The sequence below is a fragment of the Ruegeria sp. YTSA108 genome (assembly GCF_059610185.1).
Genome location: NZ_JBXWND010000013.1, coordinates 1 through 23,849, shown reverse-complemented (window position 1 = coordinate 23,849; position 23,849 = coordinate 1). Strand labels below are relative to the sequence as shown.

Annotated in this window: 24 protein-coding genes and 1 tRNA gene; 6 read left to right on the top strand and 19 right to left on the bottom strand. The window is 57.5% G+C overall.

Going from position 1 to position 23,849, the window contains the following annotated elements; all coding sequences use genetic code 11:
- Positions 1 to 250 precede the first annotated feature (250 nt).
- From AC2FHW_RS16495 to AC2FHW_RS16465, 7 genes are all read right to left on the bottom strand, one after another.
- On the bottom strand, positions 251 to 1,762 hold the full coding sequence (locus AC2FHW_RS16495; RefSeq protein WP_496822256.1) for a mannitol dehydrogenase family protein: 1,512 nt from the start codon (positions 1,760 to 1,762) through the stop codon (positions 251 to 253).
- The gene (locus AC2FHW_RS16490; RefSeq protein WP_282027850.1) at positions 1,762 to 2,535 is read right to left on the bottom strand and encodes an L-iditol 2-dehydrogenase; all 774 of its coding nucleotides are present in this window, start codon (positions 2,533 to 2,535) and stop codon (positions 1,762 to 1,764) included. The genes AC2FHW_RS16495 and AC2FHW_RS16490 overlap by 1 nt, the downstream gene beginning before the upstream one ends.
- On the bottom strand, positions 2,532 to 3,536 hold the full coding sequence (locus tag AC2FHW_RS16485) for an ABC transporter ATP-binding protein (protein ID WP_496822254.1): 1,005 nt from the start codon (positions 3,534 to 3,536) through the stop codon (positions 2,532 to 2,534). Before AC2FHW_RS16485 ends, AC2FHW_RS16490 begins: the two co-directional genes overlap by 4 nt.
- 12 nt (positions 3,537 to 3,548) lie before the next feature.
- Positions 3,549 to 4,379 (bottom strand): carbohydrate ABC transporter permease, encoded by an 831-nt coding sequence (locus AC2FHW_RS16480; RefSeq protein WP_142639541.1) that lies wholly within the window; start codon positions 4,377 to 4,379, stop codon positions 3,549 to 3,551.
- 12 nt (positions 4,380 to 4,391) lie between these two features.
- On the bottom strand, positions 4,392 to 5,258 hold the full coding sequence (locus AC2FHW_RS16475; RefSeq protein WP_142639539.1) for a carbohydrate ABC transporter permease: 867 nt from the start codon (positions 5,256 to 5,258) through the stop codon (positions 4,392 to 4,394).
- 107 nt (positions 5,259 to 5,365) lie between these two features.
- Positions 5,366 to 6,667 (bottom strand): ABC transporter substrate-binding protein, encoded by a 1,302-nt coding sequence (locus AC2FHW_RS16470; protein ID WP_142639538.1) that lies wholly within the window; start codon positions 6,665 to 6,667, stop codon positions 5,366 to 5,368.
- A gap of 95 nt (positions 6,668 to 6,762) precedes the next feature.
- The gene (locus AC2FHW_RS16465; RefSeq protein WP_142639537.1) at positions 6,763 to 7,788 is read right to left on the bottom strand and encodes a LacI family DNA-binding transcriptional regulator; all 1,026 of its coding nucleotides are present in this window, start codon (positions 7,786 to 7,788) and stop codon (positions 6,763 to 6,765) included.
- A gap of 113 nt (positions 7,789 to 7,901) precedes the next feature.
- On the opposite strand from AC2FHW_RS16465, the gene xylB reads away from it, so the two are divergent.
- Positions 7,902 to 9,338: a xylulokinase gene (xylB, locus tag AC2FHW_RS16460; protein WP_496822252.1), complete on the top strand. Its 1,437-nt coding sequence runs from the start codon at positions 7,902 to 7,904 to the stop codon at positions 9,336 to 9,338.
- Between the two features lie 7 nt (positions 9,339 to 9,345).
- On the opposite strand, the gene AC2FHW_RS16455 is transcribed toward xylB, so the two are convergent.
- The 8 genes from AC2FHW_RS16455 to AC2FHW_RS16420 form a co-directional block, all read right to left on the bottom strand.
- Entirely contained in the window at positions 9,346 to 9,864 is a 519-nt protein-coding gene (locus tag AC2FHW_RS16455) for a GNAT family N-acetyltransferase (RefSeq protein ID WP_496822250.1), read from the bottom strand.
- Positions 9,861 to 10,415, bottom strand: coding sequence for a helix-turn-helix domain-containing protein (locus AC2FHW_RS16450; protein ID WP_496822248.1), 555 nt, complete (start codon positions 10,413 to 10,415; stop codon positions 9,861 to 9,863). The genes AC2FHW_RS16455 and AC2FHW_RS16450 overlap by 4 nt, the downstream gene beginning before the upstream one ends.
- Before the next feature lie 112 nt (positions 10,416 to 10,527).
- Positions 10,528 to 11,544: an extracellular solute-binding protein gene (locus AC2FHW_RS16445; RefSeq protein WP_496822247.1), complete on the bottom strand. Its 1,017-nt coding sequence runs from the start codon at positions 11,542 to 11,544 to the stop codon at positions 10,528 to 10,530.
- A 247-nt stretch (positions 11,545 to 11,791) separates the two neighbouring features.
- On the bottom strand, positions 11,792 to 12,358 hold the full coding sequence (locus AC2FHW_RS16440; RefSeq protein ID WP_282022427.1) for a hypothetical protein: 567 nt from the start codon (positions 12,356 to 12,358) through the stop codon (positions 11,792 to 11,794).
- Positions 12,359 to 12,378: 20 nt separating this feature from the next.
- Positions 12,379 to 12,900: a hypothetical protein gene (locus tag AC2FHW_RS16435; RefSeq protein WP_142639525.1), complete on the bottom strand. Its 522-nt coding sequence runs from the start codon at positions 12,898 to 12,900 to the stop codon at positions 12,379 to 12,381.
- A complete protein-coding gene (locus tag AC2FHW_RS16430; RefSeq protein ID WP_142639523.1) occupies positions 12,890 to 13,276 on the bottom strand; it encodes a hypothetical protein in 387 nt (128 codons plus the stop codon). The genes AC2FHW_RS16435 and AC2FHW_RS16430 overlap by 11 nt, the downstream gene beginning before the upstream one ends.
- Before the next feature lie 185 nt (positions 13,277 to 13,461).
- Complete coding sequence (ykgO, locus tag AC2FHW_RS16425) at positions 13,462 to 13,587, bottom strand: type B 50S ribosomal protein L36 (RefSeq protein ID WP_008562923.1); 126 nt, start codon at positions 13,585 to 13,587, stop codon at positions 13,462 to 13,464.
- A 90-nt stretch (positions 13,588 to 13,677) separates the two neighbouring features.
- Positions 13,678 to 13,752: transfer RNA gene (locus AC2FHW_RS16420), tRNA-Val, on the bottom strand.
- Between the two features lie 148 nt (positions 13,753 to 13,900).
- Here AC2FHW_RS16420 and AC2FHW_RS16415 point away from each other — a divergent pair.
- Positions 13,901 to 14,761: an N-formylglutamate amidohydrolase gene (locus tag AC2FHW_RS16415; protein WP_142639521.1), complete on the top strand. Its 861-nt coding sequence runs from the start codon at positions 13,901 to 13,903 to the stop codon at positions 14,759 to 14,761.
- 2 nt (positions 14,762 to 14,763) lie between these two features.
- On the opposite strand, the gene AC2FHW_RS16410 is transcribed toward AC2FHW_RS16415, so the two are convergent.
- A complete protein-coding gene (locus AC2FHW_RS16410) occupies positions 14,764 to 16,017 on the bottom strand; it encodes a DNA polymerase IV (protein ID WP_281973697.1) in 1,254 nt (417 codons plus the stop codon).
- 359 nt (positions 16,018 to 16,376) lie between these two features.
- Positions 16,377 to 17,081 (bottom strand): orotidine-5'-phosphate decarboxylase, encoded by a 705-nt coding sequence (pyrF, locus tag AC2FHW_RS16405; protein ID WP_281973698.1) that lies wholly within the window; start codon positions 17,079 to 17,081, stop codon positions 16,377 to 16,379.
- A 139-nt stretch (positions 17,082 to 17,220) separates the two neighbouring features.
- On the opposite strand from pyrF, the gene AC2FHW_RS16400 reads away from it, so the two are divergent.
- Together AC2FHW_RS16400 and clpB are read left to right on the top strand one after the other, a co-directional pair.
- On the top strand, positions 17,221 to 17,553 hold the full coding sequence (locus AC2FHW_RS16400; protein WP_142639515.1) for a hypothetical protein: 333 nt from the start codon (positions 17,221 to 17,223) through the stop codon (positions 17,551 to 17,553).
- 125 nt (positions 17,554 to 17,678) lie between these two features.
- Positions 17,679 to 20,297, top strand: a complete 2,619-nt coding sequence (gene clpB / locus AC2FHW_RS16395; protein WP_142639513.1) for an ATP-dependent chaperone ClpB — start codon at positions 17,679 to 17,681, stop codon at positions 20,295 to 20,297.
- 53 nt (positions 20,298 to 20,350) lie between these two features.
- Here the strand turns inward: clpB and AC2FHW_RS16390 are convergent, their stop codons facing one another.
- Both AC2FHW_RS16390 and AC2FHW_RS16385 read right to left on the bottom strand, forming a co-directional pair.
- Complete coding sequence (locus AC2FHW_RS16390; protein WP_271951863.1) at positions 20,351 to 20,974, bottom strand: class I SAM-dependent methyltransferase; 624 nt, start codon at positions 20,972 to 20,974, stop codon at positions 20,351 to 20,353.
- 46 nt (positions 20,975 to 21,020) lie between these two features.
- The gene (locus tag AC2FHW_RS16385; protein WP_271951861.1) at positions 21,021 to 21,836 is read right to left on the bottom strand and encodes a cyclase family protein; all 816 of its coding nucleotides are present in this window, start codon (positions 21,834 to 21,836) and stop codon (positions 21,021 to 21,023) included.
- A 257-nt stretch (positions 21,837 to 22,093) separates the two neighbouring features.
- On the opposite strand from AC2FHW_RS16385, the gene msrP reads away from it, so the two are divergent.
- Both msrP and msrQ read left to right on the top strand, forming a co-directional pair.
- Positions 22,094 to 22,996, top strand: coding sequence for a protein-methionine-sulfoxide reductase catalytic subunit MsrP (gene msrP / locus AC2FHW_RS16380; protein ID WP_271951859.1), 903 nt, complete (start codon positions 22,094 to 22,096; stop codon positions 22,994 to 22,996).
- A 4-nt stretch (positions 22,997 to 23,000) separates the two neighbouring features.
- Entirely contained in the window at positions 23,001 to 23,624 is a 624-nt protein-coding gene (gene msrQ / locus AC2FHW_RS16375; protein ID WP_271951856.1) for a protein-methionine-sulfoxide reductase heme-binding subunit MsrQ, read from the top strand.
- Positions 23,625 to 23,849 lie beyond the last annotated feature (225 nt).

Below are 23,849 nucleotides of genomic sequence, written 5' to 3'. Positions count from 1 at the left end.
GACTACGATCAATTGAGCGCGTTTCTCGAACCGCGCAATGTTATGGGCAAATCGTGCAAACTTGTGCGCAAAAGTCTTCAATTTTTGTGAGTAAAATCGATGGCGGCGATGCAGCGTTATGAGAACACCTAAAATTTTTATGGGTGCGCGCCAATTTGCAGTGTCAGAACCCCTGCGCCGCGTTTGCACGTAATACGTCACGGAACTGCGCGGTCTTGGCCCGCGACTGATCTCCATGTGTTTTGACCGGTTACTCTGACGTGGACGTCTGCGCGACGTAGTCTGCTATCGCAGCGCGGCTGCCATGTCTCCAGATCTTGGTCAGCCAAAAAGAAAAGGCCTGACCAAAGCGGGTATCACGGCCAATCTCGCCGTAATATTGATCCTGCTCGATCCACAGTTTCGGATCATCTCTGGACGCCAGCGCGATGTGCTGAAGAGCGTCCCAATGGGGGTCGTTTGGCGCAATTTCAGACCCATCCTCGCGCCTGCCTGCACACATCCGGCACCAGAATGCCTCGGCCAGGGGCAGCCCGCTGGGGGCAGGGCCCGAGGCAACTGCGTCACGCAGCGAAGGCAGCAAGAACCCGGGATGCCGTGAGGATCCGTCAAACGCGACACGGCGCGTGGTGTCATGGATGGCGGTGTTTGCAAATCGCTTTTCGACCAGATCAAGATATTCACTTGGTTTAGCGCCGGGGACAGCAGCGACATGCGGGAGGATTTCTTCGGCCTGAACTTTAGCGAAAAACGCCAGGATATCAGAGTCCTGCATGCATCGTGAAATCGTCGGGACGTTCAGGATTTCTCCGACATTCGCAAGCAGCTGATGACCGCCGTTCAAAATACGCAGTTTCATCGTCTCATAGCTATGAACATCGTGGGTCAGTGTGGCACCGACTTGTTCGAGCGGCGGACGCCCTGCGCAAAAATTGTCCTCGATCACCCATTGGCGAAAGTTTTCATGTGAGACAGGGACGCGGTCATCGATTCCAAGTCCGTGGCATTGCGAAACAACCTGCTCTGTCGTAGCGGGTACAATGCAATCCACCATCGAATTGGGAAATGCGCCATATCGGTCGATCCATGTGGCTAGATTCGGGTCAGACATACGCGCCAAACCAACAATGCAGTTTCGCAGGATCACCCCGTTGCCCTGAAGGTTGTCGCAGCTGAGCGTGGTAAAGGGTTTCAAACCCTCCTTCTTGCGCTGTCGAAGAGCTGCAACAATGGCGCCAAACGCGGTTCGCGGCTGGTCTGGATGGGCGGCATCGTATCGAATGTCTTCGTGATCGGCGTTGAACGCGCCGGTATTGGCGTCCAGAAAATAGCCGCCCTCGGTCACTGTAAGCGACACAATCCGGATGGACGGATCGGCCATCTGCCGGATCAGCGTCGCATTGCCCTCTTCGATTGGCAGGTAGTCGATCATGGCTCCGACAATTTCGGCGGATATTCCCTTTGGGTCCAGCTCGATCAGTGTTGTCAGACAGTCCTGCGCCAGCAACCTCTCTCGCATTTCGGCATCATAGCTGCGGACACCGGCCCCGATGATCGCCCAGTCCAGTGCTTGGCCCTGTTGCATCAACTGGTGGATATACCAGGCCTGATGCGCGCGGTGAAAATTGCCCAGCCCGATATGGACGATGCCGGGTTTCAGGTCTGTGGGCAGGTAATTCGGTGTCCTGACAGTCGCAGGCATATCTGCAAGGCTGTCGCGCCGCAGCCGCACCGGGGGATTTGCGTTTGCCAGAGGATCCATCAGCTCATCCAGTTCCCGCCGTCGACATTATAGGTTTGCGCGACGATATACTGCGCCTCGTCTGAGGCCAGAAACACGGCCATTCCGGTCAGGTCCTCGGCACGGCCCATCCGTCCGAGCGGCACCGCTGCGGCTACTTCGCGTTTCTTCTGCCCGGGCTCTTTACCCTCATGCTTTGCAAAAAAGGCGTCCACACCATCCCAGTGTTCGCCATCGACAACACCCGGAGCGATGGCATTCACGTTGATGCCGTGTTGGATCAGGTTCAGCCCTGCAGATTGGGTAAGCGAAATGATAGCGGCTTTGCTTGCGCAATAGACGGCGACCAGAGGCTCGCCCCGTCGTCCGGCTTGCGATGCCATGTTGATGATCCGGCCTTTGGTCCCGTGTTCGATCATGTGGCGCGCGACGGCCTGCATCGTGAACAGGGCGCCTGAGACATTGATGTCGAAAACTCGGTTGTAGTCGGTGCGCTCGATTTCGATGATGGGTGCTGCGGTAAAGATGGCAGCGTTATTGATCAGAATGTCGATGGGACCGAAATGTGAAGCCGTCTTTGCCACCGCGGCATCGATGCTCTGCTGGTTGGTCACATCCATCTCGATAGCCAAAGCGGCCTCACCGATTTCGGCGGCCGCGGCTTGCACGCGCGCGCCGTCAATGTCGGCCAGCGCGACACGGGCCCCTTCGGCAACATAGGCTTTGGCAAAGGCCAGTCCGATGCCACGCGCGGCCCCGGTGATCAGGGCGGTTTTACCGACCAGACGTGTCATTCGATCCGCAGGCCCTTTGCGTCAAACCGATGGATCACATCCGCGCGTGGCGTCAGATAGATACGGTCGCCGTGGTTGAAGCCAACTTCACCCCCCGCTCGTACGGTGATCGTGTCCGCAAGGCCGGTTCCGTGAATGTGGAAGAACGTGTCCGAGCCCAGATGTTCGGAAACCCCAACCACCCCGGACCAGGTGCCGGAACTGTCGGATACCTCCAGATGCTCGGGGCGGACCCCGATCGTATGGGCGTCATGTTTCGCGGCCTCTTCGCCCGCAATGAAGTTCATTTTGGGTGAGCCGATAAAGCCCGCGACAAACAGGTTTCGCGGAGTCTTATACAGCTCGAGCGGGCTGCCCACCTGTTCGATCACACCGGCCTGCAGCACGACGATCTTGTCGGCCATCGTCATCGCCTCGACCTGATCATGGGTCACATAGATCATCGTGGTTGCAAGACGCTTGTGTAGCTCGCTGATTTCAAGCCGCATTCCAACGCGCAAGGCGGCGTCGAGGTTCGAGAGTGGCTCGTCAAACAGAAACGCCGCAGGCTCACGTACGATGGCGCGGCCAATGGCAACGCGCTGGCGTTGACCGCCGGACAGTTGGCCCGGTCGGCGATCCAGGTAATCGGTCAGGTTCAGAACATCGGCAGCGCCCTCGACGCGGCGGTCAATCTCGGCCTGATCCAGTTTGGCCATACGCAGCGGAAAGGCGATGTTCTTGCGCACCGTCATATGCGGGTAGAGCGCGTAGGATTGGAACACCATGGCCAGACCGCGCTTTGCGGGCGGGACATCGGTGGCGTCCGCCCCGTCAATGTCGATATTGCCCGAGGTGATATCCTCCAGCCCGGCAATCAGCCGCAACAAGGTGGATTTACCACAGCCCGAGGGGCCGACGAAGACAGTGAACTCGCCATCTTGAATGGTCAGGTCCAGCGGCGGAATGACTTCAACGTCGCCAAATTTCTTGGTCACGGATTTGAGTTGAATGCGTCCCATGCGGAGTTTTCCTTATTTCACGGCGCCGAAGGTCAGGCCGCGGACAAGTTGTTTCTGGCTGAACCAGCCAAGGATCAGGATTGGTGCGATTGCCATGGTCGATGCCGCGCTGAGTTTGGCAAAGAACAGGCCCTCGGGGCTGGAGTAGCTGGCGATGAAGGCCGTCAGCGGTGCCGCGTCAACTGCGGTCAGGTTGAGGGTCCAGAACGCCTCGTTCCAGGCGAGGATAAAGTTCAACAGGATGGTCGAGGCGATACCGGGCACCGCCATCGGCGTCAGCACGTAAAGGATTTCTTCCTTCAGCGTTGCCCCGTCCATGCGGGCGGCTTCCAGGATCTCGCCGGGGATTTCGCGGAAATAGGTGTAGAGCATCCATACAATGATCGGCAGGTTGATCAGCATCAGAACCACAACCAGACCTGCGCGACTGTCCAAAAGCCCAAGCCGGATGAACAGCAGGTAGATCGGGTATAGAACACCGACCGCAGGCAGCATCTTGGTGGACAGCATCCACAGCAGGATGTCCTTGGTGCGTTTTGATGGCACAAAGGCCATCGCCCAGGCGGCGGGCACCGCGATGATCACGCCCAATATGGTCGAACCACCCGCGATGATCACCGAATTCCACAGGAACCGCATATAGTCCGAGCGTTCCTGAACGATGGCATAGTTTTCCAGCGTCCAGTCAAAGTTCAGAAACAGCGGCGGGCTGGCGATGGCCTGTGCTTCGGTTTTGAAGCTGGTCAGGATGGTCCAGAGGATCGGGAAAAAGATCAGCAGACCAACGGCCCATGCCAGGGCGGTGTTAAGCGACTTGCGACGGGGTGTAACTGAGCGGCTCATATCGTTACCTCCTCACGCGTCCAGATTCTTGCCGACGATGCGCATCAGGAAGATGGCAACGATATTGGCAAGGATGATTGCATAGACACCTCCGGCTGATCCAAGGCCGACGTTCTGGCCCTCTAGCACGCGCTGGAAGATCAGGTAGGTGAGTGTACGGGTGCCGAAGGCGCCGCCGGTGGTCACGAAGATTTCGGCGAAGATCGACAACAGGAAAATCGTCTGGATCAGGATCACAATGGTGATCGCGCGGCTTAGATGCGGCAGGATGATATGGTAAAAGCGCTTGAGCGGCGGCGCGCCGTCCATTTCCGCGGCCTCCAACTGTTCACTGTCCAGCGACTGGATCGCGGTCAGCAGGATCAGCGTCGCAAACGGCAGCCATTGCCACGATACGATCATGATGATTGACGTCATCGACGCCTCGGATAGCCAGGAAACTGGCTCAGCCCCGAAAAAGCGCCACAGATGAGCTAGCAACCCGTTGACCGGGTCCATGAACATGTTTTTCCAGACCAATGCGGAAACGGTCGGCATCACAAAGAACGGTGCGATCACTAGGATGCGGACAACGCCTTGGCCCCACATCGGCTGATCCAGCAGCATTGCCAGAAGGATGCCCAGAACAACCGTGATGGCAAGCACGCCGCCGACGATCATCAGCGTGGCCTGAACCGCGGGCCAGAAGGAACTGGAGGAGACGAACCGGACGTAGTTGTCCAAGCCGACCCATCCCAGATCACCGCCGCGCAGGGGCAGGTATTTCTTGAAGGAAAAATAGAGCGTCATCGTCAGAGGCACGAGCATCCAGCCAAGAAGCAGGATCACTGCAGGTGCCATCATCAGGCGTGCAACTGATCGGGAATGTTGAGTAGCCATGACGCAAAACCTCTCTGTTCAGGCATAGCTCAGCCTGCGAGAAAAACGCGAGTTGTGGAAGGGTGAAGCGGGGGACAGACCTCTGTCCACCCGCTGGGAAGGAGGCCTTAGTAGCCTGCGGCTTCCATTTCTTCGGCAGTGAAGGCTTGCGCTTTGGCAAGAGCTTCTTCTACTGTCTGCTGCCCGGCATAAACTGCCGAGAACTCCTGGCTCACCTGCGTGGCAATACCTGCGAATTCCGGGATCGCTGCAAACTGAATACCAACGTAAGGCACTGGCTTTACAGTCGGATTGTTCGGATCAGCCGACAGGATCGAGTCCAACGTCATCTTGGCGAACGGAACCGCCTGATAGTCCGGATTTTCGTACAGCGACGTACGTGCACCCGGAGGCACGTTGGCCCAACCTTCGTTCTCGGCTACGAGTTCGATGTAGTCTTTGGATGTTGCCCACTCGATGAACTGTTTGGCCGAGTCTGCCTGTTCCGTACCAGCCGGAATTGCCAGAGCCCACGCCCACAACCAATTCGAGCGCTTGCCAAGCCCCGTGTCGGGTGCAAGTGCAAAGCTGACGCTATCCGCGACTGTCGAGTCTGTCGGGTTGGTCACGAAAGAAGCCGCGACCGTTGCGTCGATCCACATGCCGCATTTGCCCTGCTGGAACAACGACAGGTTTTCGTTAAATCCGTTAGTGGCGTAACCTGCGGGGCCGGACTCGTTCATCATACCTACGTAGAAGTTCAACGTGTCAGCCCATTCAGGCTGATCGAACTGCGGCTTCCAATCTTCATCAAACCAGCGCGCACCAAAGGAATTGGACATCGCTGTGATGAAAGCACCGCCTTCGCCCCAACCGGCCTTGCCGCGCAGGCAGATACCGTTGATATCAGCGTCGCGATCGGTCATCGCAGCAGCCGCTTCGCGGATGAACTCCCAAGTCGGAGCGTCCGGCATTTCCATACCCGCTTTTTCCATCAGGTCAGTGCGATACATGATCATCGAGCTTTCGCCGTAGAACGGAGCCGCGTAGAGCGTTCCATCATGGCTAAGGCCGCCTGACATGGCGGGCAGGATGTCACCTACGTCGTATTCATCCGACAGCCCGTCTAGGGGAACCAACCAGCCGTTCGCGCCCCAGATCGGCGTCTCGTACATTCCGATGGTCATGATGTCGAATTGGCCACCTTTGGTGGTGATATCCGTTGTCACGCGCTGGCGCAGCACGTTCTCTTCCAACGTAACCCACTCGACATCGATGCCGGTCGCTTCGGTGAATTTATCGGTATAGCCCTGCATCCGGATCATGTCGCCGTTGTTCACGGTCGCTATTGTTAAGGTATCCGCTTGGGCTGCTGCCGTGGCGACGAAAGTCATTGCTGTCGCCGCACGAAGTGCGTTCTTGAGATACATCCCTGTCCTCCCTGAGCTTGGATGTCGTGCAGAGAAGGTAGTTTTAAAATTGTCGCGCCGTCAATAAAAACTTTACGCGCGTTAAAAATATGAGGTCACGCGGAATCCCTTAAAACCAACCTTGCGGGGAAAAGAGTCTCGGTTCGAGTGTCAAATTTCCCCCCGTTTTCAATGAGTTCAAACAAAGTCTCCACACTGCGCCCGGCTACGTTGTCATAATCATGTGCTGCTGTAGTCAGGGATGGGCATGTGAATTTTGCAAAGGGATGGTCATCATTTGAGGCCAAGCGCAGCGTAGAATCGTCTTTGCGACCGACCCGAATCCCCTGTTCATAGCAAGCAGCAAGAAAGCCGATGGCCAAACGGTCGTTGCTGCACAAGACCGAGTCCGTCCTCAGCTCGCGATCTGACAGAACTTTCAGCGCCCCCCTGTGACCGATTTCCTCAAATGCCCAACCCTTGCCGTCGACTTTGATGATATGAGGATCGAACCCAAGGCGCTCCATCACTTCGATATAGGCCTTCCGTCGCTTGTTGGCGTTTGGGTTGGCGGGGGTGCGCATTTCGAAGAATGAAGGCGGTTCGCCGGTGCGGGTCATGTATTCGACTGTCTGCGAGACAAAACTGAAATTGTCCGATCCAATAAAGGCTGCACCCAAACCTTCAAGATTGCTGTCAAACAGGACTGTTGGAACATTGGCGCAGAATTTCTCGATCGCCGTCCGATCCGAGGTGCGCCCCAAAGGTGCCAACAGCACTCCGGCGGGCTTCATGGATTTCAGGCCGTCGAGAATTTCGTTTTCCAGCTTGGGATCGCCATGCGAGCTAAACAGGGACGGGCGATACCCCGCAGCAATACAGCTTTGTTCAAGATAGCGTGCGATTTCGGCAAAAAACGGATCGGCAAGATAGGGGACCACGATGCCGATATTCTTGGTCAGTTTCCGGTTCTGGTTCACCGCATAGATGTTGGGGCGATAGTCGAACCGCTCAAGCGCCTCTTCGATACGGAGCCGTGTTGTGGGCCGAACACTGTCTGGGTCCTGGAAATATTTCGATACTGTGGGCCGAGAGATGCCGCTGAGGGCCGCAAACTCTTCCATGTTCCTGATCTTCGTCATGCCAGTCTGTTCGTCCGCCTTGATCTTATCATAGTTTTACATATTCTTTGCGCGCGCAAAAAAATCAATAGCCTGGCCGGTGATATCGGAATTATGCAAGGCAAGGGGTGTGAATGTATCTTGGGATCGACATCGGAACGTCAGCGGTCAAACTTGTCTGCGCGGATGCCGGCCGAATTCTTGCGACCTCGTCAGTCGGCATCGGGACGTCGTCGCCACAGCCCGGCTGGTCCGAGCAGAACCCGGAGATTTGGTGGCAGGCGACGCGCGATGCGTTGGGCCTGCTTGCTGGCGAAATCTCCCTGTCGGATGTGAAAGCAGTCGGATTGTCGGGGCAGATGCACGGGGCCGTGCTGTTGGACCGCGACCAATGCCCCATCCGTCCGGCGATTCTGTGGAATGACAGCCGCGCGGTCCGCGAATGCGACGACATTCGCGCGGCACAGCCGCAGGTTGGTCACATCGTAGGCGTCCTGCCCTTGCCCGGCTTTACGGCGCCCAAGATTGCCTGGCTGAAACGGCATGAACCGCACAATTATGCCCGACTCTCCCATATCCTGCTGCCCAAGGATTATGTCGGCCTGCGTCTGCATGGAGAGCTGGCAACCGATACTTCCGATGCCGCAGGAACAATGTGGCTCGATCAGGCTTCACGCCGCTGGCATACCGGAATGGCGGAAGCCACGGATGTCGCTGTTGACTGGCTGCCGCAGATGTTCGACGGCCACAATGTCGTTGGCACGGTAACAGTTCGGGCTGCAGCTGAGACCGGATTGAACTCCGGCGTGCCTGTCGTGGCCGGGGGAGGGGATGCGGCAACCGGTGCGGTGTCATTGGGCGCAACTGAACCTGGACGTGGGTTTATCTCGTTGGGGACATCCGGTCAGTTGTTTGTTGCGGATCGTAAATACAAGCCCAACCCCGAACGCTATGTCCATGCGTTTGCGCATACATTGCCCGACCGCTGGTATCAAATGGCGGCGATGCTGAACGGGGCAAGGCCCATTTCGTGGATTGGTGATCAGCTGGGGCTTTCGGCTGCCGAGGTTGTCGGGCTTGCTGAAACCGTCAGCGGTGATCGCGTGCCCATTTTCCTGCCCTATCTGACAGGTGAGCGCAGCCCCCTTGGGGACCCGCATATCCGTGCCGGATTCTTTGGCCTCGAGGATGCCACCACACGTGCCGAGATCTGCCGTTCGGTGGTCGAGGCAATCGCCTTTTGTTTCGCTGATGCGGCGCAGAGCTTCGGCGACACGATAGACAATTTGCCCGAGCTTGCCGCCATAGGCGGGGGCAGCCAATCCGACCTGCTGCTGGGTCTGATCGCCGCTGTGACCGAAAAGCCCATCGTGCGTTCAGCGGGGGCGGAATCCGGCCCGGCCTATGGTGCCGCCCGGCTGGCAGCCTGTGCTGACGGCGCTCTGACCATTGCCGATCTGGCCGAGCAACCGGCGACCACCGACAGGTTCGAGCCTGCAGAAATGCATGCGTTATCTGAACGGCTGGGACGGTTTCGGCGGCTTTACACAGCCGTAAGCGCCGTGGACTGAGCGCCCCTCAGGTCAGGGTTTTGAACATAAAAGTAGTTGGTTCCAGCTGATCATTTTCCGGGTTGCGGCAGTAGTTCGGAATTTCTCCGGCAATTTCAAACCCAAGGCTTTGATAGAGGAGGAGCGACGGGTCCGTGCTGCGCGTGTCCAGCACCAAAAGGGACCGCCCCAGTTCGCGTGCCCGCGCCTCAACCGTCGCCATAAGCGCCCGCCCAATGCCCCGCCGTCGCGCGCGGGGATGAACAAGCAGCTTGGACACGTCGGCGCGATGCGCTTGGTTGGGCATCGCGGCAGGCACCAGCTGTGCGGTGCCGACAATCCGTTCGCCATTACGATAGACGAATATCTCGGCCGCGCCGGTCTGGATGTTTGGCCAGACATGGGACTGCCAATAGCGCTGCGCGTCGCCCGACGGAAATGGCTGAATGAACCCGATACTCGCCCCGTCATGCACGCAGGCGTGCAGTATCTCTGTCAGATCGTTTAGGGCTTGGTTCAGATCATTGGCCGCCAGTCGTAAGATCATATCAGCACCATCAGGTACCGAGCACCTCGGTCGGCTTGGGTTTCGAACCGTGTCGGGCCAGACAGGTGATAGCGCAGGCAATCCCCGCTCGTCAGATGATGCGCGGTTCCATCCACGGTCAGGGTCAGGCCACCGTCCAGCATGATCAGGTGATGCTCCTGCCCGTGTTTTGGCGGCGTGTCATAGGTGATCACAACGCCTGGGGGCAGATGGCCTTCCATGACCTCTCCGCTCAGGCCCGCGGCCGGAGGGGAGACGGATCGGCGGGTAAAGCCGGTTTCGGGGTCGCGCCATTCGGGTTGATTTTCGAAGGGAACGCGGGGGGCGAAACTGTCCTCGACCATCATCAATAGACGCGACATCGGCAGCCCATAGGCGGCACATAACCGGCCCAGAGTTTCCGCGGTGGGGCTGACATCCCCCTTTTCCATACGCGACAGGGTGGCTCGGCTGACACCGCTGTGTTCCGCCAACTGATCCAGCGACCATCTCCGCGTTTGGCGAAGATGATTCAGGTGGTTTGCAAGGCGGTCGGATAGGGTATCAGGCATAGCTCGTATATGGGAAACATTTCCGTATATGAGATTATTGACCAGAAAACATAACTTCACAATAGAAAAAGGGCGCAGAAAACTGCGCCCTTCTGCTCGATGGAATGAAAGATTACTTCCAGCCGGTCTCGTTAAAGATCTTCTGTGCCTCAGGGATGTTTTTGGCGACCTGGGACAGGTTGATCTCGTCGGCTTTGAACTCGCCCAGCGCTGCCACGTTATCCGCAAGGGCGACGCCTTCGACCGCCGGGAATTCGTCATTGCCATTCGAGAAATAGACCTGCGCCTGATCGCTGGCGAGGTATTCCAGGAACTTGATCGCGTTGTCCTTGTTCGGAGCATTCGCGGCAACGCCTGCACCGGACAGGTTCATATGCGCGCCTTCTGCTTCTTGCGCTGGGAACTGGACGCCGATCATGTCAATCTCAGCGCTCAGGCCTTTGACGTCTTTACGCATTGCACGGGCAAAGTAGTAGGAGTTCGAAACGGCGATCTCGCATTCACCCGAAACAATGCCGCGCAGCTGGTCAGTGTCACCGCCCTGTGGTTCACGCGCCATGTTCGCGACCATGCCTTCGGCCCAGGTCTTGGCGGTTTCCGCGCCGTGGTTTGTGATGATCGAGGCCAGCAGGGTCTGGTTATAGGTGTTGCTGGACGACCGGATGCAGACCAGACCTTTGTATTCGGGCTTGGCCAGATCCAGATAAGACGCGGGCGGGTTGGTCACATCGGCCTTGTCAAAGAAGATGATCCGCGCGCGCTGCGAAAAGCCGTACCACTGGTTGTCTTCGTCCTGCAGGTTGGTGGGAATACGTTCTTCCAGAACCGCGCTTTCGACCGGCTGCAGGATACCTGCGTTCTTGGCGCGCGCCAGACGCGAGGTATCAACGGTCAGCAAGATATCTGCGGGTGAGTTCGCGCCCTCGGCCTCCATCCGGGCAATCAACTCGTCCGCTTTGCCTTCGATGCGGTTGATGGTTATACCGGTGGCCTCTTCGAAATCGGAATAGAGGCGTTCGTCAGTGTCGTAGTGGCGCGAAGAATAAAGGTTCAGTTCGCCCTCGGCAGCGGCAGAGGTCGCGATCAGGGCCGTCAGGGCGGCGGCAACGCAGGTAGAGGATTTCAGCATCATGTGTCCCAACATTGAAAATCGGCGCGGGTAATAACCCGACTGAAATGGTCAATTAAACGATTCTCAGTGGGATGCAAGAAATTCCGACAAAATTAGTTGGTCAAATCACTGCCAACATGTCGCTGGCTCCGACCAAGTGGTGCAGCACAGCGGGGCCTTAGGGTCGGCAAAGCCCATCCTGGCTACGCCGTCATGGCTGGCCTAGTCGTGTTGATTTAAAAACTGAAAGATCGAGAGATGCTGCTTAGCGCTTTCTCTGTCTTTTTTCAGGTTCAGTTGGAGACGGGTCCGGGACAGGTGCGGGGGCCGGCTCAGGGTCTGGGTCGTCGGTCAACACCGGTTCTTTTTTCAGCATGACCTGTGTGACAGCTTCCATGTATTTCTGCAGCAAGACCGGAGGATCGGCCGGGGCCAGTTTGATGGTCAGCCTGCTTGCGCCTTCTTGGCTGTAAGCATAGCGCGAGGAATAGCTGGCATTGACCTGCGCTGCGACAGGGCCCCAACCACCTTTGACCGAAGCGCTGCCCGCTTTTTCGGTTTGCTTAGTCATTGAGATCGCCATTTTGACCTCAATTTCGGCTTCTTGCACCGCGTAGAATGCGGGTAGAAAGCCCATGGAAACCAAACTGAATTCTTTGGGGGGGCCATTGGGATTGGACAGGTCCGGAAGCTGGATCTTCTGATCGGCCATATATTTGGCGACATCTGTAGAATGTCGATCCAACTCGGTCTGCGACTCGGCAACGGAAAGCGCAAGCTTTTGAACCATTTCCGCAAACGGGACGTTTAGCAGTTCCTGCCCGATACTCATTTCCAATCTCCTCTGTTAATTCAGTCTTTCTCAATAATTTGCGTGGCGGTCCGCCTCCTGACGGAAAAAGTGACTTTGGATGCGTTCTGGCTGATCGCCTGCTTTCGGGCATTCGTCGCGATTTGGGCTTTGGTGCCGTCCTGACCCAACCCAACAACCGCTTCGACTTTGACGTTGTCGATGGTGAAATCACTGCTCCCATCAGACCCGGCGAGGATCTGTTCACCCAGGGCTTGCGAGAATTCCTGCGCGTTGACGACCTGTGTGTCAGGATCGTCCGCTCCCATTGCCGCGCGGCCCTCGGCCATCGGGTTCATCACCGGGTTACCCGCGCCCATCAACATGCCGCCGCTGCCTTCTTCCAGATCGTCGATCCGTTCTTGCAGGTCGTTGATCGTCTCGAGCAGCGCGACTTCGCGCGCCTCCATTGCCGTCATGCGGTTTTCAAGTGACTGAAGCAGAGTGGTGAATGCCTCGGGCATCTCGGTGACGCGGACATCTATGGGCGCTCTTTTGGGGGCTTTGACTTTCTTAGTTGCCATCATTGCCATCCAAAGATCTGCTCTCATCTACGGGACCGGGCGCGAAACGCATTCGCATCGTCGACGCGCTTTTGGAATCGAGCGTGTCCGTCTGAGTCAGCTTCGGGCCAAAAATAAAGGTGCCAATCCTGCTGCGTTGGCCTTCTTCGGTGGAACTGCTCATCTCCATGACGACCTTCAGTTCCACATCGACATCCTGCATGTGATAAAAGACCGGCGGGATGCCAAGATCGCGCAGTTCCTGGGGGTAGTTCTTCAGCGCTTTCAGCTGATCAACGCTAAGCTGTTCGGCCGCCTGGGCCACACTGCGGCCTATATCGGCTACCATGTCGGTCAGAGTTGTTCCGAATATCTTGTCCAGATCATCGTTGGCCAATCCGACCTCCCGTCATAAAATCACGGAAAGCGTAGCACGAGATCGTCCTATCACAACGTTGAATCTCAGAACCGAACTTTCTGAGCGAATTCCTGCAGTTCCGTCCGCATTACATCTGGTTGAAATGCCGGACAAAAAAAACCGCACCCGAAGGCGCGGTTCTTTGAATTCAGTATGTGCAGTTCTTAGCCCTGACGAGCTTTGAACCGACGCTGCGTCTTGTTGATCACGTAGACGCGGCCTTTGCGACGCACAACCCGGCAATCACGGTGCCGGTTCTTGAGCGAGCGGAGCGAGTTCTTGACCTTCATGGGTCTGTCTCCAATCTGCGGCGCCTTCATCAAGGACGTGGCCAGCGCCTGGGTTTGCGGGTGCCCCGGAAATCCGAAGCAGTGAGTTCATGGTGGGCGGTACAAGGATCGAACTTGTGACCCCTTCGATGTCAACGAAGTGCTCTACCGCTGAGCTAACCGCCCATGAAACCGTCGCGTGGCCAACCCCATAACGAAATGGGGCGCGGAACCCCGCGCCGGTAGCGGGGTCTATAAAAGGAGTCGCAAAAGGGTTCAAGGGGTTTGGTAGAACTATTTTCCGGTCTATGTTTGGTGCGAACAAGGAGTCGCCATGCAAAACGCTGCTTACCTACTGGATATGCCTGCCAAGCGCACGTCCTGTGTGGTTTTTTCCTCTCCGCATAGCGGTCGAAACTATCCAAATGGGCTGATGAAGCGATCGATTCTCAGCCAAGATGTGATTCGTTCTTCCGAGGATGCTTTTGTGGATCAGTTGTTTTCATCAGCGGCGGACCATGGTGCGCCACTGATTTCGGCGATGATGCCACGCGCCTATGTCGATCTGAACCGCAGCGCAGAAGAGCTGGATCCAGCCCTTATTCAGGGCGCGCGCCGCCAAGGCCATAACCCGCGGGTAGCGTCCGGGCTGGGGGTGATTCCGCGTGTGGTCGCCAATGGTCGAGAAATCTATCGCGGTAAGCTGACCATGGATGAGGCGCGTCTGCGAATCGATACCTGTTGGCGTCCCTATCATGCCCGGATCAAATCGTTGTTGGCAGAGTCGCATCAGGAATTCGGGCAGGCGATTCTGATCGACTGTCATTCGATGCCGCACGAAGCCGTGGCCCTTGCGTCAACAGTCAATTCCAGACGTCCCGAGATCGTGCTGGGGGATCGGTTCGGTGCCTCTGCAGCGCCAGAGGTCGTCGAACAGATAGAGGCCGCTTTCGTCTCGGCGGGTCTGAGTGTGGCCCGAAATACGCCGTTTGCCGGGGCCTATGTGACCCAGACCTATGGACGCCCCAGCCGCCACCAGCATGCTGTACAGATCGAGATCGACAGATCCCTGTATATGGATGAAAGCAGGATCGAGCCGAATGACAATTTCGCTGCCTTCAAAGAGACCCTGGGCGAAATCATCATGGATATTGCGCGGATCGGACCTGAGCCGCTGCAGCTCGCAGCCGAATAACCTCAGCGCAGGGCACGTCCTTTGACGATGGCATCCGTCCCAAAACGGCGGCGAATCTCATCCGTGGCGCGTTCGGCCTGCGACCTGCGCGAGGCATCCGGATCCAGCAGATCCCCTGAAATATCCGCCTGATCCTCGGGGCACAGATCCGACAGGCCACACCCCAACAGCCGATAGGGGCCCTGATCACCAACCTGATCGAACAGCGCCCGTGCTGTGCGATAGATCCGATCGGCAATCTGTGTGGCATCGCGAAGAGAAACGCGTCGCGTAATGAGTTTGTGATTGGCCCGTTTCAGTTTGAGCGTCACAACCCGCCCGGCCAGCCCCTTGGCCTTGGCCCGATCCGAGACTTTTTCCGCCATCCGCCAAAGGTGCCCATCCAGAATGTCGGCATTGGCCGTATCCTCAAAAAAGGTCGTTTCGTTGCTGATGGACTTCATCGGTTCATGTGCCGAAACCCGGCGCTTGTCCTGACCGCGGGCCAGATGCCACAGCCGGTAGCCCATGGAGCCAAACCGCGCGGTCAGATCCTCTTGGTCCCAGCGCAACAGGTCCGAGAACAGGCGTATGCCTGCGCGGTCCAGCGATTCCTGCGCCGCAGGGCCTATGCCCCAGATCAGGCGCACTGGCTTGTCGTTCAGAAACGCGGATGTCTCTTCCTTGCCGATCACCGAGAAACCGCGTGGCTTGTCCAGATCGGATGCGACCTTGGCCAGAAACTTGTTATGTGACAGCCCGATTGACCCAGTCAGCCCCAACTCGTCCTTCATCCGATTGACCAATCGTGCAAGCATGACGGCGGGGGGCGCACCGTGCAGACGTTGCGTGCCGGATAGGTCCATGAACGCTTCGTCCAGGGACAGCGGTTCAACAATCGGCGTCAGCTCGTCCATCATCGACCTGATTTGGCGCGAAGCCTCGGCATAGACCGACATGCGCGGTTTGATCACGACAGCGTCGGGGCATAGTTGCAACGCCTTGAACATCGGCATTGCCGAACGGACGCCGCGAATTCGGGCGACATAACAGGCCGTAGACACAACACCGCGCTTGCCGCCCCCGATAATGACGGGTTTGTCAGCCAGCTCCGGATTGTCCCGTTTTTCGACAGAGGCGTAGAAGGCATCGCAATCCATATGTGCGATGGACAGGTCAAACAATTCAGGATGCGTTTTGACGCGCGGGCTGCCGCAAACCGGGCAGCGGCGTTCCTTGGTCAGTTCTGTCAAGCAATCTCGGCAGAGGCCGGGCATTTTCTTTTCCCGTCTTCCATGCGGTCCGTAAGGTTCGGTGACTATATCATTCGCATGCCACGGGCAAAACCCGCACAGTGAGGGTAGGAACCAGATCTGCCAAAAGAAGGCCCCCCGCAAAGTGGCGGGGGGAGGTGACGGACCTCAGGAAGAGATGGTCCGCGGGGAGTATCACCTACTTAGATTCTCTCAAAATCGAATTTTTCGATAGAACCCAGTTCACACAGTGGAAACTCGTGTTTTGCATGTGTGTTTTGGGGCACAGGGACGATTTGGCGCGGATCGGGTGAAAAGTGACCTGAGGTCAACTGTTTGCGGGTTGTTCTTGCGAAAATTTAGCCTGATTTAGCCGGATTGCCCTAGTGTCGGGATAAGGAATTTAACTCTGCAAGCACCGCCTCTGCGGCGGCTTTAGGGTCTTGCGCCTGATAGATTGGGCGCCCGACGACGATGTGATCGGCACCATCACCGATGGCATTTGCCGGGGTTGCGACCCGTTTCTGATCTCCCAGAGCGGCACCGGCGGGCCGAACACCGGGTGTCACGATCAAGCGGTTTTCGGCTTGGGGCAGGGCACGGATCAGCGCGGCCTCTTGCGGGCTGGCGATGACGCCATCGGCACCCGCCTCCAACGCTTTGGCCGCGCGTTCGACAACCAGGTCCTGGACATCGCCCGACTTCAGCAGGCTGGCATCCAGATCATCCCGGTTCAACGAGGTCAGGATGGTTACGGCCAGGATCTTGAGGTCTTTGCCAGACGCACCCTCTTTGGCGGCCCGCACCACGTGCGGGTCACCATGAACGGTCAGGAAATCCAAATCGAACTGTGCCAGACCACGCACCGCATTTTCCACCGTATTACCGATGTCGAACAGTTTCATGTCCAGAAAGATGCGCTTGCCCTGATCCTGCTTTAACTCGTTCGCCAGGGCTAGCCCGCCCCCTGTCAGCATTCCCAGACCGATCTTGTAGAATGAGACACTGTCCCCCAACCTCTCGGCCAAGGCCAGACCGTCCAGGGCGTTGGGGACATCAAGGGCTACAATCAGGCGGTCATCGGACATTGGGGGCTCCTTTTTGGCAAACGTCTGCGTCCTAACGGTTTCGTGCGCTTCTGTCCATGCGCGCCTTGCGTGATTCAGATCACGGCAGAGGTTTCCAACTGTGCTATTATCGCGTTGTGCAACTGGGACGGAATTCGGAATGAGACAGTTTACGAAACCCACTATCGCAATCTGCGCGGGGCTGATGCTGGCCGGGTGTCAGGACATGGCGCTGGAAAAAGAGGCTGCCGATACAGTCCTGAGGTCTCCGACAAACGACAACCTCCGGCTGATTGGCGGTTATCGTTCGATGGATGATGACTGTCAGGTTACAGGGGAATCCGCCTTTACCGTGGATTTTCTGGATGACGCCGCCGATCTGGTTTCCTGCCCGACGGGCAGCGATGCAGCGCAATCGCTTGTCGATATGTACGGTGCGCGTTCTGTGGCGAAAACTGGGGGGTATACAGTTTATTCTGTGCCGCGTCGGTAGGTTGGATTCTGTTGGCAGACCCCTTGAACCGCGCAAGATATTTCCCAGATTGAATGTGAGGCCCAGACCGACGCGCGCTGCCAGGCGGGCGCGTCAAAACCGGGCGCTTAGAGAAGGAGCAAAATATGGACTTGAACAAGTTCACCGAGCGGGCACGAGGTTTCGTGCAGGCAGCGCAAACGATTGCGATGCGCGAGGGGCACCAGAGGTTGACCCCTGAACATATACTCAAAGCCTTGATGGACGATGATCAGGGGCTGGCCAGCAATCTGATCACCCGCGCAGGCGGAGCGCCCAGCCGTGTCGTTAACGCACTGGATGCGTCCATGGCCAAAATTCCCAAGGTCAGCGGCGATGCGGGCCAGGTTTATCTGGATGGTCAGACCGCCAAAGTTCTGGATGAAGCTGAAAAGATCGCCACCAAGGCAGGCGATAGTTTCGTGCCGGTTGAACGTATTCTGATGGCGCTGTGCATGGTGAAATCCAAAGCCAAGGATGCTTTGGAAGATGGCGCGGTGACGGCGCAGAAACTGAACGAAGCCATCAATGACATCCGCAAAGGGCGCACCGCTGACACCGCCTCGGCAGAAGAGGGCTATGATGCGCTCAAGAAATACGCGCGTGACCTGACCGAAGCGGCGGCTGAGGGCAAGATCGACCCGATTATCGGGCGGGATGAGGAAATCCGCCGCTCGATGCAGGTTCTGTCGCGCCGCACCAAGAACAACCCCGTTCTGATCGGCGAGCCCGGCGTGGGTAAAACAGCGATTGCCGAAGGTATGGCCCTGCGCATCATCAATGGGGATGTGCCGGAATCGCTAAAGGATAAAAAGCTGCTCGCGCTCGACATGGGTGCGCTGATCGCAGGTGCGAAATACCGTGGTGAGTTCGAAGAACGCCTCAAGGCGGTTTTGACCGAAGTGACTGAAGCCGCCGGTGAAATCATTTTGTTCATTGATGAGATGCACACGCTGGTTGGCGCGGGCAAATCCGACGGCGCGATGGATGCTGCCAACCTGATCAAGCCTGCGCTTGCCCGGGGTGAGCTGCATTGTATCGGTGCCACCACGCTGGATGAGTATCGTAAATACGTGGAAAAAGACGCGGCTTTGGCGCGCCGGTTCCAGCCGGTTGTGGTTCAGGAACCGACTGTCGAGGACACGATCAGCATCCTGCGCGGTATCAAGGAAAAGTACGAGTTGCACCATGGTGTGCGTATCTCGGACTCGGCTTTGGTGTCGGCAGCGACCCTGTCGCATCGCTACATCACTGATCGCTTCCTGCCCGATAAAGCTATCGACCTTGTCGATGAAGCGTCGGCTCGCTTGCGGATGGAAGTGGACAGCAAGCCCGAAGAACTCGATCAGCTGGATCGTCAGATTCTGCAGATGCAGATCGAGGAGCAGGCGCTGAAGCTCGAAGATGATGCGGCATCGAAGGATCGTCTGGAAACCTTGCAAAAGGATCTGGCCGATCTGCAGGAGCAATCCGCCGAGATGACTGCACAGTGGCAAGCCGAACGTGACAAGCTGGCTGGTGCGCGCGATCTGAAGGAACAGCTCGACAAGGCACGGGCCGATCTGGAAATCGCCAAACGCGAAGGCAACCTCGCCAAGGCGGGTGAGCTGTCCTATGGCGTCATCCCCGAGCTTGAGAAAAAGCTGACCGAGGCCGAAAACGCCGAAAGCAGCCAGATGATGGCCGAGGAAACGGTGCGTCCGGAACAGATCGCTTCGGTGGTCGAACGCTGGACCGGTATCCCGACCTCGAAAATGCTGGAGGGCGAGCGCGAAAAGCTGCTGCGGATGGAAGACGATCTGCATTCCCGCGTCATTGGTCAGGATGCGGCGGTCACGGCTGTCTCAAATGCCGTGCGCCGTGCTCGTGCAGGTTTGAACGACGAAGGCCGTCCGCTGGGTTCGTTCCTGTTCCTCGGACCAACCGGCGTGGGAAAAACCGAGCTGACCAAGGCGGTGGCGAACTTCCTGTTCGACGACGACAACGCGATGGTGCGCATCGACATGTCCGAGTTCATGGAGAAACACGCGGTTGCCCGTCTGATCGGCGCCCCTCCGGGCTATGTCGGCTATGACGAAGGCGGTGTGCTGACCGAAGCCGTGCGGCGCAGGCCCTATCAAGTCGTGCTGTTCGATGAGGTCGAAAAGGCGCATCCGGATGTGTTCAACGTGCTGTTGCAGGTACTGGATGATGGTGTGCTGACCGATGGTCAGGGCCGTACCGTGGACTTCAAGCAGACGCTGATCATCCTGACCTCGAACCTCGGCTCTCAGGCGCTCAGCCAGTTGCCCGACGGTGCCGACAGTGCACAAGCGCGGCGGGATGTGATGGATGCGGTCCGGGCGCATTTCCGGCCCGAATTCCTGAACCGTCTGGACGAAACGATCATCTTCGACCGCCTGAAACGGGGTGATATGGATGGCATTGTCGATATCCAAATGGCACGCCTGCAAAAACGCCTGGCCGCGCGGAAGATCGAGCTGGTTCTGGACGACGGGGCTAAGGAATGGCTGGCCAACGAGGGCTATGACCCGGTCTTCGGTGCTCGCCCACTGAAACGCGTGATCCAACGCGCCTTGCAGAACCCGCTGGCCGAGGCGCTGCTGGCGGGTGAGATCAAGGATGGCGAGTCTATTCCGGTCACCGCCGGGGCCGAGGGCCTGATCATAGGCGATCGGCTGGGCACGTCTGAGCGACCACGACCGGATGATGCCGTGGTGCATTGAACCTAAACTGATTGTTGAATGGACCCGCTTGACTGGTGGGTCCATTCTTGAATTTACCCGCGTTTTTTTGCGACTAACCCCCGGCTTGTCCGAGAGGGTGGGCCAGATGGGAAAGAATAGACCGTTTCGCAATCAAAACCTGCTTCATCTAGCAGCTCTAAGATCTCCGCGCGCTGAAACGTTCTATGTCGCCATTGCAACCAGATGATGGCGTTACACCAATGTGGCTTTGATACCACCAAAAACAGGCGACCCCCCTGGCGCAGCAGTCTGTGAATGTCTTGCAAGGCTTGGGACGGATCTGCGCAATGTTCAATCACATGGGCCGCAAGAGCTACGCCCACCGGGTCTAGATTGACATTGCCTAGCACCCCTTGGGCTAGTTCTGGTTCGACCCCCCGCGCCCGCAGAGCCTTTTGGCCTTGCCTGATCATCCCCGCGCTGGGTTCAAGTAAGGTTAACCTGGCCGGTTTTCCGTGGACCGCTACCCAGGCCTCGGCGAAGGACGCAGTGCCAGCCCCAATATCGACCACATGTGTCGCTTCGTCAGCGACAGGCAATCCCGAGGTCAGGAATTCTAGGTAGCCATCATAGTACCCAAGCGCGCGCATCTTGTCCCGCCACCGGGGCGCGGCTGTATCGTAACGATGCGTGATTTCGGCAATGGGTTTGGGCATCGGTCCGTGCTTTGAAGGTATGCTGCATCACTAGTGCATCGTGGCTTTAGACCAACGCGAATATCCGTGCCGGACCTCCGGTGCCGCCAGCATGTTTCGGTGCGCCGATGACCAGCGTGGCCCCCGCGGCCGGAACCCGATCCAGGCCCGCAAGGCATTCGATGCCAAACCGGCCCGAGGGCAGCCAGGCATAGTGGGTGGCGAAATCAGCAGACATGCCGTGATCCAGCGACAGGGTATCCACCGCAATCGACCGCGCGCCGGTGTCTTCCATTAACATCTGCGCCGCTTCGACGTGAAACCCGGGATAGTGCTGCGCCTCACCGTCGAAATTGCGGAACCCGTCCGTGGCGGTCTTGCCGGACCAACCGGAATGCATCGCTACGCAAGCGCCGTCGGGGATGTCTCCGTTGGCCGCAATCCACGCCTTCAGATCGTCCGGGGTAACGCGGGTGTCGGCGTCTTCGGCCGCGCGGGCGGCGATATTGACGACACAAAGCGGCGCGACCAGATCGGTCACCGGGATCTCATCAACCGACATGCCATCTGCGGAGAAATGCAGGGGCGCATCTATATGCGTGCCGGTATGTTCGTTGATCGACAGATTGAACAGGTTAAAGCCGTGATCCGCGAAGTTGAACGCCTGTTCGGCCGAAATGCCGGGTTCGCCTCCCCAAGTCGGAAAGTCGGGGCTGAGCGTATGGGTCATGTCCTCGACCCCGCCATGACCTGCGGCCAGCGCTGCTGGTGCAATCGCTCCGGTGGTCGCAGCCGCAACGCTCGTGGCGGCCGCAGCTTTGAAGAAACTCCGCCGCGACAGCATTCGATCTTTGACGGCATTCATAACGCAGATGTCACACATTCTTCTTCTCCCACTGGTGGATTTCAATCGTTGGATGGGTCGTCCATCTTTTCCCTTGTTGGTAATACCTGCGGCCCAGCCTGCATTTTTGAGGCCTGCGTTGTAAAGGTGGTGACCACAGGTGGTGCCGCGACAACAGCCTCACCCCCCCCCTGATACGTTACAAACTGGTCGCTCAATCGTGAGGCCTGTTTCCTTGGCTCTGTGCTATCAGCGGACTACCTCACCTCAGAGGATGTATGAAGACGGAGACTTAGATGGCGCATCGCTGGACCAACACATTGACACATGTCGACGTCACCCCCCGGGCGGCGTTTCTGAACCGGCGCCAGATGATGGCCGGGATTGCGGGTGTCGGATTGGCAGGGCTGGCGCAGGGGGCAGCCGCGCAAGAGGCGCTGGAGCCGAATACCTGGGAAGAGATCACCGGTTATAACAATTATTACGAGTTTGGTACTCGGAAAGAAGATCCTGCAAAATACGCCTATACTCTTGTTACTGAGCCGTGGAGCATCAAGATTGACGGTCTGGTGGACAAGCCCGGCGATTACAATTTCAAGGACATCCTGTCCGAAATGACCGTCGAAGAACGGATATACCGGTTTCGCTGTGTCGAGGCATGGTCGATGGTGATCCCTTGGAACGGGTTTGAACTGGCCGACCTGCTGAACATGGCCGGTGTTCAGGAAGGCGCCAAATACGTTGCCTTTGAAACCGCTTATCGTCCAGATGAAATGCCGGGTGTTCAGTATCCGGTTCTGGACTGGCCGTACCGTGAAGGTCTGCGGCTGGACGAAGCAATGCACCCGCTGACCCTGATGGCCACTGGTATTTATGGCCGGCCGATCCCGAACCAGAACGGCGCACCGTTGCGTCTGGTGGTTCCGTGGAAATACGGGTTCAAATCCATCAAGTCGATCGTGCGCATTACGGTGTCAGATGTTGAGCCGCCGACAAGCTGGAACATGGCCGGTCCGCGCGAATATGGTTTCTATAGTAACGTGAACCCCAACGTGGATCACCCGCGCTGGTCGCAGGCCTCGGAGCGTCAAATCGGCGGTGGGCTGTTTGCCAAGCGCATCCCGACGCTCATGTTCAATGGCTACGAGGACGAGGTCGCCGGGCTTTACGAAGGCATGGATCTGTCCAAGCATTATTGAGAGTATGAGCGCGCTGAACCAGATATTCCGTCGGATCCCTGTTTGGGCCGTCTATTTGCTGGGGGTCCTGCCGGCACCCTGGCTGTTCTATCAAGGGCTGACCGGAGGTTTGGGTGCCGACCCGATTGAGGCTCTTGAGCATAAGTACGGCAAACTGGCATTGCAGTTTTTGATTGTTGTTCTGGCTATATCGCCCCTGCGCAGGTTTGTCGGCGTGAACCTGATCAAGTTCAGGCGGGCGCTGGGCGTTTTGACATTTATATATATCAGTCTGCATCTTTTGGTTTGGCTGGTATTGGATGTGCAGGCCCCCGGGCAGATCTGGGCGGACATCCTGAAGCGCCCCTATATAACTGTGGGTATGGCGGCATTTGTTCTGACGCTGCCACTGGCCGTGACGTCGAACAACTTTTCAGTACGGCAGCTTGGCCCGGGCTGGCGCGCGCTTCAGCGTTTGGTCTATCCGGCAGCAGTTCTGGGGGGCGTGCATTATGTAATGCAGGCCAAAGGATTTCAGATCGAACCCTTGATCTATTTGTCCGTGATTTTGGCTTTGCTTGCTTTGCGCCTACCGATCTCGACCCTGATGAGCCGATTCCGAGGTGCGATTCCGCCCGACTCGGCCTGAGTCTGCCAGCAAGCCTGTGCGAAACACAATTTTCCGTACGCATCTTGGCGGTTGGTCGCCGTATTTGGGCGCGGTTCTATTTGTAAGCATTTGTTTTATTTCAATAAATAATTGTTTTGAAGATTTTCGAGAGTTTCGGGAATTTTCCGCTTGCGGTGTATGTTTGTAATGCTTAGAACCCCCTTCACCGGCGCTGCTGAGGCGCTTGTGACACACTGGAGAGAC